The sequence below is a fragment of the Pigmentiphaga sp. genome, from assembly GCF_019689535.1.
In the GTDB taxonomy this organism is placed as follows: domain Bacteria; phylum Pseudomonadota; class Gammaproteobacteria; order Burkholderiales; family Burkholderiaceae_B; genus Pigmentiphaga.
The window spans coordinates 1-8,481 of the sequence record NZ_JADGHH010000155.1; the positions used below are offsets into that span (position 1 = coordinate 1).

Sequence of the window (8,481 nt, forward strand, 5' to 3'; positions counted from 1 at the left end):
GAGGTTGGCGGTGGAGATCACGACGGAAAAAGACTCGCAAGAAACGGAGGATGGCGCAGGCGCCTTGCGCGCAGCGCAAAGATCAACCTAATAGTTTAACAGGCCGGCCCCAGCGCGGCCCCTGCGTTTACACAATAGAACGCCCCGCGATGCGAAGCTCGGCCATGCCCCCCGGACGGGGCCTGTGGTTTGTTACCATTCTCGCCGATGCTCGCGTGAAACCCCATCCGACCTCCAACCATAAGAGAGTGACCGCCCCCTATGTCGCTGCTGTTGCTTCTAGCGCTGCCCTTCGCGGGTAGCGCCGTGGCGGCCCTGCTGCCCGCCAATGCGCGCAATCGCGAGGCCTGGCTCGCGGGCCTGATCGCATTGGCGGGAACGATACAGGCCGCCCTGCTCTATCCCGACATCTCATACGGCAAGGTCATTCGCTACGAAATCCCATGGCTGCCCTCGCTGGGACTGGATTTCGTGCTGCGCATGGACGGGCTAGCATGGGTGTTCGCCTTGCTGGTGAGCGGCATCGGGCTGCTCGTCGTGCTCTACGCGCGCTACTACATGTCACCGGAAGACCCAGTGCCGCGCTTTTTCTCTTTTTTCCTGGCATTCATGGGGTCCATGCTGGGCGTCGTGATGTCGGGCAACCTCATCCAGCTGGCGCTGTTCTGGGAGCTGACCAGCCTGGTCTCTTTCTTGCTAATCGGCTACTGGCACCATCGCCCCGACGCGCGGCGCGGCGCGCGCATGGCGCTGACCGTCACGGCAGCCGGCGGGCTGTGCCTGTTCGCGGGCATCCTGGTGCTTGGGCACATCGTCGGCAGTTACGACCTGGAAACCGTCCTCGCCTCGGGCGCCCTGATCCGCTCGCATCCGGTCTACAGCGTCGCGCTGGTGCTGATCGCCCTGGGCACGCTCACGAAAAGTGCCCAGTTCCCGTTCCACTTCTGGCTGCCGCACGCCATGGCGGCGCCCACGCCGGTGTCGGCCTATCTGCATTCGGCCACCATGGTCAAGGCGGGCGTATTCCTGCTCGCCAGGCTTTGGCCCGTCCTCGCAGGCACGGAGCAGTGGTTTTGGATCATCGGCGGCGCCGGCCTGTGCACATTGCTGCTGGGCGCCTATGCAGCGATCTTCCAGCAGGACCTGAAAGGGCTGCTCGCCTACTCCACCATCAGCCACCTCGGCCTCATCACGCTGCTGCTGGGCCTGGGCAGCCCGCTGGCATTGGTCGCCGCGGTATTCCACATCATGAACCACGCCACGTTCAAGGCATCGCTGTTCATGGCCGCAGGCATCATCGACCACGAATGCGGTACCCGTGACATCCGGCGCCTCAGCGGCCTGGCCCGCGTCATGCCCATCACCGCCACGCTGGCCATGGTGGCTGGCGCGGCGATGGCAGGCGTGCCCCTGCTCAACGGCTTCATTTCCAAAGAGATGTTCTTCACGGAAGCGGTGGTCGTGGGCAACGCCGTCGGCATGAGCCATGCGCTGCCTACCGCCGCCACGGTGGCCGGGGCCTTCAGCGTGGCGTACTCCTGGCGCTTCCTGCACGACGTCTTTTTCGGCCCGCCGCCGCACGACCTGCCGCGCACGCCGCACGAGGCTCCCCGCTGGATGCGTTTCCCCGCCGAGGTATTGGCGTTTCTGTGCCTAGCCGTGGGCGTGGCGCCGGGCTATACCATCGCGCCGTTCCTGGCTTCGGCAGTGCGCGCCATACTGGGCGACGACACTCCCAGCTATAGCCTCGCCATCTGGCACGGCTTCAACCTGCCCCTGGTAATGAGCCTGGTGGCGCTCCTGGGAGGAACCGCGCTTTACCTGGTCTTGCAAAAGACGCTGAGGCTGAGCACGGTCGAGCGCCTGCCGCTCTTCTACCGGTTCAACGGCAAGCGCGCCTTCGAACGCTTCATGAGCTTCGCCACCTGGCTCGCCGACCGCCTCACCAATAGCCTGGGAGCGCGCGGCCTGCAGCCCCAGCTGCTGGGCATCGTCGCGTTCTCCATACTCGTTGCCGGCCTCACGCTCTACGGACGGCCCGTGCTGCTGCCGGCATCGCAGTCTTCGGCAGTCGATCCCGCCTTCCTCTTCCTGTGGCTGATCGGCATCGCGTGCGCCGTCGGCGCCGCCCAGCAGGCCAAATACCACAGGCTGGCCTCGCTCATCATGATGGGGGGCGCGGGGCTCATCACCTGCATCACCTTCGTCTGGTTCTCGGCACCGGACCTCGCCCTCACGCAATTGCTGGTAGAGACGGTCACCACCATTTTGCTGCTGCTCGGCCTGCGCTGGCTGCCGCGCCGCAAAGAGCCGGCCGAGCTCGGCATACGGGTGCCGCTCATGGCCTGGGCGCACCGCGTTCGCGACCTCGCCATCGCGCTGGCGGGCGGCGCGGGCATGGCGCTGCTGGCTTACGCCGTGCTCACCCGTCCCTATCCGGACACGGTCTCGAACTTCTTCCTGGAACGGTCCCTGACCGAAGGCGGCGGCACCAACGTCGTCAACGTCCTCCTCGTCGACTTCCGGGGCTTCGACACGCTTGGGGAAATCACGGTGCTGGGCATCGTAGCGTTGACCGTCTACGCGCTGCTGCGCCGCTTCCGCCCGGCGCCGGAGAGCATCCCGCTGCCCCACCAGCAGATCGACCAGGGCAAGACGGACGCCGCTGCGCGCGCGGGCGACGACCCGGCGGTGGGGTACATGCTGCTGCCGTCGGTCATCATCCGCCTCGCCCTGCCCATCATCGCCCTGTTTGCCGCCTTCTTGTTCCTGCGCGGACATAACCTGCCGGGAGGGGGCTTCGTCGCGGGGCTGACGCTATCGGTTGCCTTCATCCTGCAATACATCGCGGGCGGCACGGCCTGGGTCGAATCCAAGATGCGTCTCCATCCGCAACGCTGGATGGGGCTCGGCCTGCTGTTCGCCGTCTTGACCGGCATGGGCGCCTGGCTCTTCGGCTACCCGTTCCTGACCTCCCATAACCTGCACTTCGACCTGCCGCTGATTGGCGAGATCCACCTGCCCAGCGCCTTCTTTTTCGACCTGGGCGTGTTCTGCCTGGTTGTCGGAGCCACCATGCTGATACTCACCGCCCTCGCCCACCAGTCGATACGTAGCCACCGCGTCATCCAGCACGCCGACGGCGAGCGGCCCCACACGGGAGGCGCCTGATGGAGCTGATCATCGCCATCGCCATCGGCGTACTGGGGGGGTCCGGCATCTGGCTGCTGCTGCGACCCCGCACCTTCCAAGTCATCATGGGCATCTCGCTGCTCTCCTATGCCGTCAACCTCTTCATCTTTTCCATGGGCCGGCTGTCCGTAGACCAGACTCCCATCCTGCAGGCGAGCCGGGCCAGCGAAGTTGCCGAGTACGCCGACCCGCTACCCCAAGCGCTGGTGCTGACCGCCATCGTCATCGGCTTCGCCATGACCGCGCTCTTCCTCGTCGTCCTGCTCGCGTCACGCGGCCTGAGCGGCACCGACCATGTCGACGGCAGGGAGGGTGAATGATGCTCGACTGGCGCGACCATCTGCTGATCGTCCCCATCGTCCTGCCCATGGCCATGGGCGGGGTGATGCTGCTGCTGGGAGAAGGCCGGGCCACCCTGAAGGCGGGCCTCAACGTGGTAGCCACCGTGGCCCTGCTGTTCGTCGCCGTTGCCTTGCTGCGCCAGGCCGACGAGGGCCCGATGCAGGTAGCCGTCTACCTGGCCGCCAACTGGCCGGCCTCTTTCGGCATCGCGCTGGCGCTGGACAGGCTCTCGGCCTTGATGCTGGTGCTCACCGCGACCATCGCCCTGTGTTCGCTGATGTATTCGCTGGCGCGCTGGCACCGCGCCGGGGTGCACTTCCACCCCCTGTTCCAGCTGCAGCTCATGGGGCTGAACGGCGCTTTCCTGACGGCGGACCTATTCAATCTCTTCGTCTTCTTCGAAATACTGCTGGCCGCCTCCTACGGCCTGCTGCTGCACGGCTCCGGTCCTCAGCGGGTCAAGGCGGGCCTGCACTACATCGCCGTCAACCTGGCAGGCTCGTCGCTGTTCCTGATCGGCGTTGCGATGATTTATGGCACGACCGGCTCGCTCAACATGGCCGACATCGCCGTGCGCATCGGCCAGGTGGCAGGCTCCGATCGCATGCTCATGGAAGCCGGTGCGGCGATCCTGGGCGTAGCCTTTCTGCTCAAGGCGGGTGCCTGGCCGCTCAACTTCTGGCTGCCGCCGTCCTATGCTGCGGCCAGCCCTCCGGCCGCAGCACTGTTCTCGGTCATGACCAAGGTGGGGGTATACGTCATCCTGCGCCTGTCCTTGCTGCTATTCGGCGAACGGGCGGGTGAATCGAGCGGCCTGGTGCAGCCCTGGGTACTCTACATCGGCCTGGCCACGCTCACCTTCGGCACGCTCGGCATGCTGGCCTCACAAAATACCGGGCGCCTGGCGGGGTTCGCCGTGATCATCTCTTCCGGTACCCTGCTCGCTGCCATCGGCTTTGGCCGCACCAGCGTCACCGCCGCAGCCCTGTTCTACCTGGTCAGCTCGACGCTGGCGCTGAGCGCCTTTTTCCTGCTGCATGAGCTGATGGAGCGCAGCCGCACCTTCGGCGCCGACCTGCTCGCCATCACGCTCGAGGCCTTCGGCCTGGACCGCAGCACCGACCCCGAAGACGACATGAACTCGACCGACGTGGGCGTGGTCATTCCGGCGGCAATGGCCTTTCTCGGCCTCGCGTTCATCGCCTGCGCGCTGGTCATCGCGGGGATGCCGCCGCTGTCGGGCTTCGTCGCGAAGTTCGTCCTGCTGACCGCGATCTTGAACCCGGACGGCCTCACGCCGGAGATCGGCCATCCCGAGCCCTTGCTGGCCTGGGTGCTGCTTGCGCTGCTGATCGCCTCCGGGCTCACCACCGTCGTCTCGCTCACCCGCATCGGCATCCGCTCGTTCTGGGTCCCGACTGTTCGCACGCCGCCACGGCTGCGCGTGATCGAGGTCTTCCCGATCACGGTCATGCTCGTGCTGGGCATCGTCCTGATGCTGCAGGCCCAGTCGGCCATGCGCTATTTCCATGACGCAGCCAACGCCCTTCACCATCCCGAGGAATACGTGCGCAGCGTCCTTTCTGCGCGCCAGGCCGACCACCGCGGAGGGATCTCGCCATGATCAAGCGCATCCTGCCCTGGCCCAGAACGTCGCTTTTCCTCCTCGCGATGTGGCTGGTCCTCAACCAGGCCTTCTCGCTCGGCCACCTGCTGCTCGGATCGCTGCTCGCCATCGTGCTGCCCCTGTGGACGGCACCACTGCGCCCGGTCCGCGCAAGCCTTCGGCGCCCGGGCGCCGCCCTGCGGCTGCTGGGCGTGGTAATCGTCGACAGTTTCCGGTCCAACCTCGAGGTCGCCCGCATCGTTCTTGGGTCCCGGCAGCGCCGCAATAACTCCGGCTTCATCCGCCTGCCGCTCGACCTGCGCGATCCCCACGGCTTGATGACGCTGTCGCTGATCATCACGGCGATTCCCGGCACGGTGTGCGTCGAGCTGACCGACGACCGCAGTGCGCTCATCATTCACGTCCTGGACCTGAACGATGAACAATACTGGATCAATTTGCTCAAGACCCGGTACGAGCGCCCCTTGATGGAGATTTTCGAATGACGAACGTACTCGGCTGGGCCAGCCTGTTCGCAATGCTGTGCATCGCCTTGGCGATGGTGCTGGCGGCAATGCGCCTCATCAAGGGTCCTGCGGCCCAGGACCGGGTCTTGGCGCTGGACACCATGTATATCTGCGCCATGCTCATGCTGCTGGTGCTGGGCATACGCTTCGACAGCACCGAATTCTTCGAAGCGGCCGTGACCATCGCCCTGCTCGGCTTCGTCAGTTCTATAGCGCTCGCCAAATTCCTGCTGCGCGGAGAGGTCATCGAATGACGACGGAACTCGTGCTCCCCCTGTGGGCGGACCTCCTGATTTCCGCGCTGCTCGTGTTCGGCGGGCTGCTGACCTTGATCGGCTGCCTGGGGCTCTGGCGCTTCCACAGCTTTTATCAGCGCTTGCATGGCCCCACGCTCGGCGCCACGATGGGCATGGTCTCCCTCGCGATCGCCTCCATGCTGTATTTCAGCCTGACCAGCGACGGCCCCGCCCTGCATGAAATCCTCATCGCGATTTTCCTGACGCTGACGGTGCCCGCCACCACGCTCATGCTAGCGCGGGCAGCCCTGTATCGTCACCGTCGCGCCGGCAAGGCGGTGCCCGCGCCCGACCGGCCTCCTGGCCCCGGGGCCGAGCCGCCGCACTATACGACAGACGACATCGACGACGAGCACCGGGTTGACGCCGACAAGGCGCCTCCGCCTGCCGGCGGGCCCGGAGGCGAGCGCTAGCCGCCGCGGCCGCGGGGCCTGGCGCTCAGTGTGCGTGCCCGTGCTCCGCGAACACGAGGTAAGCCATGCCGTCTTCAGTGGCGAGCCCGACTTTCGCCCCGACCGGCAGCGTGGCCTTGGTCCGGACGTGCCCGAACGGAAGGCCCGGTACGACGGGAACCTTGACTTCCTTGCGCAGCCACGCGATGACCGAGGACAAGTCGTAGCCGTCGTCGTGCGCCGTAAGCTTGTAGTCAGTAAAACTGCCCAGCACGATGGCGCGCTGCTTGGCGAGCACGCCCGCCTGGGCCAATTGCACCAGCATCCGCTCGACCCGGTAGGGATGCTCGTTGACGTCTTCCAGGAAAAGGATGCCGCGGATGCGCGGAAAGTACGGCGTGCCCAGGAGCGATGTCAGAACCGCGAGATTCCCCCCCCAAAGGATGCCGCGGCAATCCACCGGATCGGCCTGCTCCGACTCGAAGCTGAGGATCTCCAGCTCCCCGCGCAAAGCCTCGGCGAACAGGGCGGCGGTCAAATCGTCGACGCGCTTGCCGCCAAAATCGAACGATGCCATGGGGCCCGCATAGCTGATGGCTCCGGTCTTGGCCAGTAACGCGAGCTGGAAGAACGTGAAGTCGCTGTGCCCGACGAAGCGCTTGCCGCTGTCTGCCATGGCCTTCCAGTCTATGCGGGGAAGTAGGCGTGATAAGCCATACCCGCCGCGCGTGGCCATGACGATGGGGTGCTTTTGGGAGCACGCCCGCTCCAGCGCCGCCAATCGCTGTTCGTCCGTGCCGGCGAAGCGTTGGTCGCGGAGCAAAGCTGCGCGATCCAAGACCGGCTGAAAGCCCAGCGCCTTGAGGTGGACGCGAGCCTGGTCGATCCTCTCGCGCTCTGGCACCGCCCCGGAGGGCGAAACGAGGTAAACGCCGGGCTTGCGCCCCAACGCGGGAAAGCCGTACTGGCCGTGGTCATGCGCGCCATGGCCTGGATCGTGGGCAGAACCATGCTCGTGGCCATGTTCATGCGCATGGTGTGCGTGGCCCGCGTCGCCGCGGGCTGAGGGCGTGGCTCGGGAATGGCGTCGGTTCATGCGGATCCGGATGGAAAGGGGGGATTCGAGGCGGCGCGCGCCGCCTCGCGTTTTTGACGGAAGAACGCCCGGAGCAGATCGCCGCACTCGTCGGCCAAGACACCGCCCTCCACGCGGGTCTGGTGGTTCAGCACGGAAATGGACGGCAGGTCCAGCACCCCGCCGCAAGCGCCGGTCTTGGGATCGGACGCGCCATAGACCACCCGCGCAAGACGAGCGTGCAGCATGGCCCCCATGCACATGGCACAAGGCTCGAGCGTAACGTACAGCGTGGCACCGGGAAGACGATAGTTACCGACGGCACGACATGCCTGGCGCAAGGCCTGGATCTCGGCATGGGCCGTGGGGTCGGAGCTGCCTATGGGGCGATTGGCGCCCTCGCCGATGACGCGGCCCGATGCATCACACACCACCGCGCCCACCGGTACCTCGCCGTCCCGCCAGGCTTGCTCGGCCAGGGCCAGCGCGCGGCGCATCAAGATGGCATCGGGAGATTCAGACATGGATATCGAATGGGGAACGGGCGCATTCTACCCCGTCCATGAGGCCTAGAAGGACGGCCGGCGCCGTCGGCAACCCCATCTTACCTGCAGCGGCACGCGACGGACGAGTGGCACGGCGGCGCCCCGCTCCCGGCAATCACGTCTGCGAGCGATCGCCGCCGCCCATGCCGAAGGCAATCAGAGCGGCGGAGGCCACGCACGCGGCCAAGCCCGCCAGGAAAGCCGAGCGATATCCGAGCGCACCGATCAACAGGCCGGCCAGTGGCCCGGTCACCGCCGCCGTGACGTCCACGAAGGCGAGAAAACCTCCCACCGCCACGCCCCGGCTTTGCGCAGGCACGCGCCGCATGGCCTCCACCCCCATGGACGGAAACACCAAGGAAAAACCGAGCCCCGTCAGCGTCGCTCCGGCGAGCGCAAACACGGGATCGGGCGCGATCCAAAGCAAGCCCTGCCCGAGCGCCTCGACCACCAGAGAAACCAGGGCCACCTGGCGGCCGCCCAATTGGTCCGGCAGCTTGCCCAAG

The 8,481-nt window shown here is 66.3% G+C and carries 9 protein-coding genes; 6 read left to right on the plus strand and 3 right to left on the minus strand.

The features are described from left to right. Positions 1 to 261: 261 nt before the first annotated feature. Genes IRZ12_RS13090 through mnhG form a run of 6 tightly spaced genes read left to right on the plus strand, consistent with a single transcriptional unit; the run spans position 262 to position 6,376 of the window. Positions 262 to 3,171 carry a monovalent cation/H+ antiporter subunit A gene (locus IRZ12_RS13090; RefSeq protein WP_296469134.1) on the plus strand — a complete coding sequence of 970 codons (2,910 nt, stop codon included), beginning with the start codon at positions 262 to 264 and terminating at the stop codon, positions 3,169 to 3,171. Continuing rightward, complete coding sequence (locus IRZ12_RS13095; protein WP_296469136.1) at positions 3,171 to 3,512, plus strand: Na+/H+ antiporter subunit C; 342 nt, start codon at positions 3,171 to 3,173, stop codon at positions 3,510 to 3,512. Before IRZ12_RS13090 ends, IRZ12_RS13095 begins: the two co-directional genes overlap by 1 nt. Beyond that, on the plus strand, positions 3,509 to 5,158 hold the full coding sequence (locus tag IRZ12_RS13100; RefSeq protein ID WP_296469138.1) for a monovalent cation/H+ antiporter subunit D: 1,650 nt from the start codon (positions 3,509 to 3,511) through the stop codon (positions 5,156 to 5,158). Before IRZ12_RS13095 ends, IRZ12_RS13100 begins: the two co-directional genes overlap by 4 nt. Next, the gene (locus tag IRZ12_RS13105; protein ID WP_296469140.1) at positions 5,155 to 5,646 is read left to right on the plus strand and encodes a Na+/H+ antiporter subunit E; all 492 of its coding nucleotides are present in this window, start codon (positions 5,155 to 5,157) and stop codon (positions 5,644 to 5,646) included. The genes IRZ12_RS13100 and IRZ12_RS13105 overlap by 4 nt, the downstream gene beginning before the upstream one ends. Next, positions 5,643 to 5,921 (plus strand): K+/H+ antiporter subunit F, encoded by a 279-nt coding sequence (locus tag IRZ12_RS13110; RefSeq protein WP_296469143.1) that lies wholly within the window; start codon positions 5,643 to 5,645, stop codon positions 5,919 to 5,921. The genes IRZ12_RS13105 and IRZ12_RS13110 overlap by 4 nt, the downstream gene beginning before the upstream one ends. Continuing rightward, complete coding sequence (mnhG, locus tag IRZ12_RS13115) at positions 5,918 to 6,376, plus strand: monovalent cation/H(+) antiporter subunit G (protein WP_296469146.1); 459 nt, start codon at positions 5,918 to 5,920, stop codon at positions 6,374 to 6,376. The genes IRZ12_RS13110 and mnhG overlap by 4 nt, the downstream gene beginning before the upstream one ends. Positions 6,377 to 6,401: 25 nt before the next feature. Here mnhG and IRZ12_RS13120 read toward each other — a convergent pair whose 3' ends face one another. The 3 genes from IRZ12_RS13120 to IRZ12_RS13130 form a co-directional block, all read right to left on the minus strand. Then, positions 6,402 to 7,451: an LD-carboxypeptidase gene (locus IRZ12_RS13120; protein ID WP_296469148.1), complete on the minus strand. Its 1,050-nt coding sequence runs from the start codon at positions 7,449 to 7,451 to the stop codon at positions 6,402 to 6,404. Continuing rightward, a complete protein-coding gene (gene tadA, locus IRZ12_RS13125) occupies positions 7,448 to 7,954 on the minus strand; it encodes a tRNA adenosine(34) deaminase TadA (protein WP_296469150.1) in 507 nt (168 codons plus the stop codon). The genes IRZ12_RS13120 and tadA overlap by 4 nt, the downstream gene beginning before the upstream one ends. A gap of 136 nt (positions 7,955 to 8,090) precedes the next feature. Beyond that, positions 8,091 to 8,481, minus strand: a 391-nt coding sequence (locus IRZ12_RS13130; protein WP_296469152.1) for an MFS transporter, incomplete at its 5' end; no start/stop codon positions are given.

Bases quoted from the DNA above. Each gene is read 5' to 3' on its own strand.
- IRZ12_RS13105 (WP_296469140.1), top strand. From the start codon at position 5,155: ATGATCAAGCGCATCCTGCCCTGGCCCAGAACGTCGCTTTTCCTCCTC.
- mnhG (WP_296469146.1), top strand. From the start codon at position 5,918: ATGACGACGGAACTCGTGCTCCCCCTGTGGGCGGACCTCCTGATTTCC.
- IRZ12_RS13095 (WP_296469136.1), top strand. From the start codon at position 3,171: ATGGAGCTGATCATCGCCATCGCCATCGGCGTACTGGGGGGGTCCGGC.
- IRZ12_RS13110 (WP_296469143.1), top strand. From the start codon at position 5,643: ATGACGAACGTACTCGGCTGGGCCAGCCTGTTCGCAATGCTGTGCATC.
- IRZ12_RS13100 (WP_296469138.1), top strand. From the start codon at position 3,509: ATGATGCTCGACTGGCGCGACCATCTGCTGATCGTCCCCATCGTCCTG.
- tadA (WP_296469150.1), bottom strand. From the start codon at position 7,954: ATGTCTGAATCTCCCGATGCCATCTTGATGCGCCGCGCGCTGGCCCTG.
- IRZ12_RS13090 (WP_296469134.1), top strand. From the start codon at position 262: ATGTCGCTGCTGTTGCTTCTAGCGCTGCCCTTCGCGGGTAGCGCCGTG.
- IRZ12_RS13120 (WP_296469148.1), bottom strand. From the start codon at position 7,451: ATGAACCGACGCCATTCCCGAGCCACGCCCTCAGCCCGCGGCGACGCG.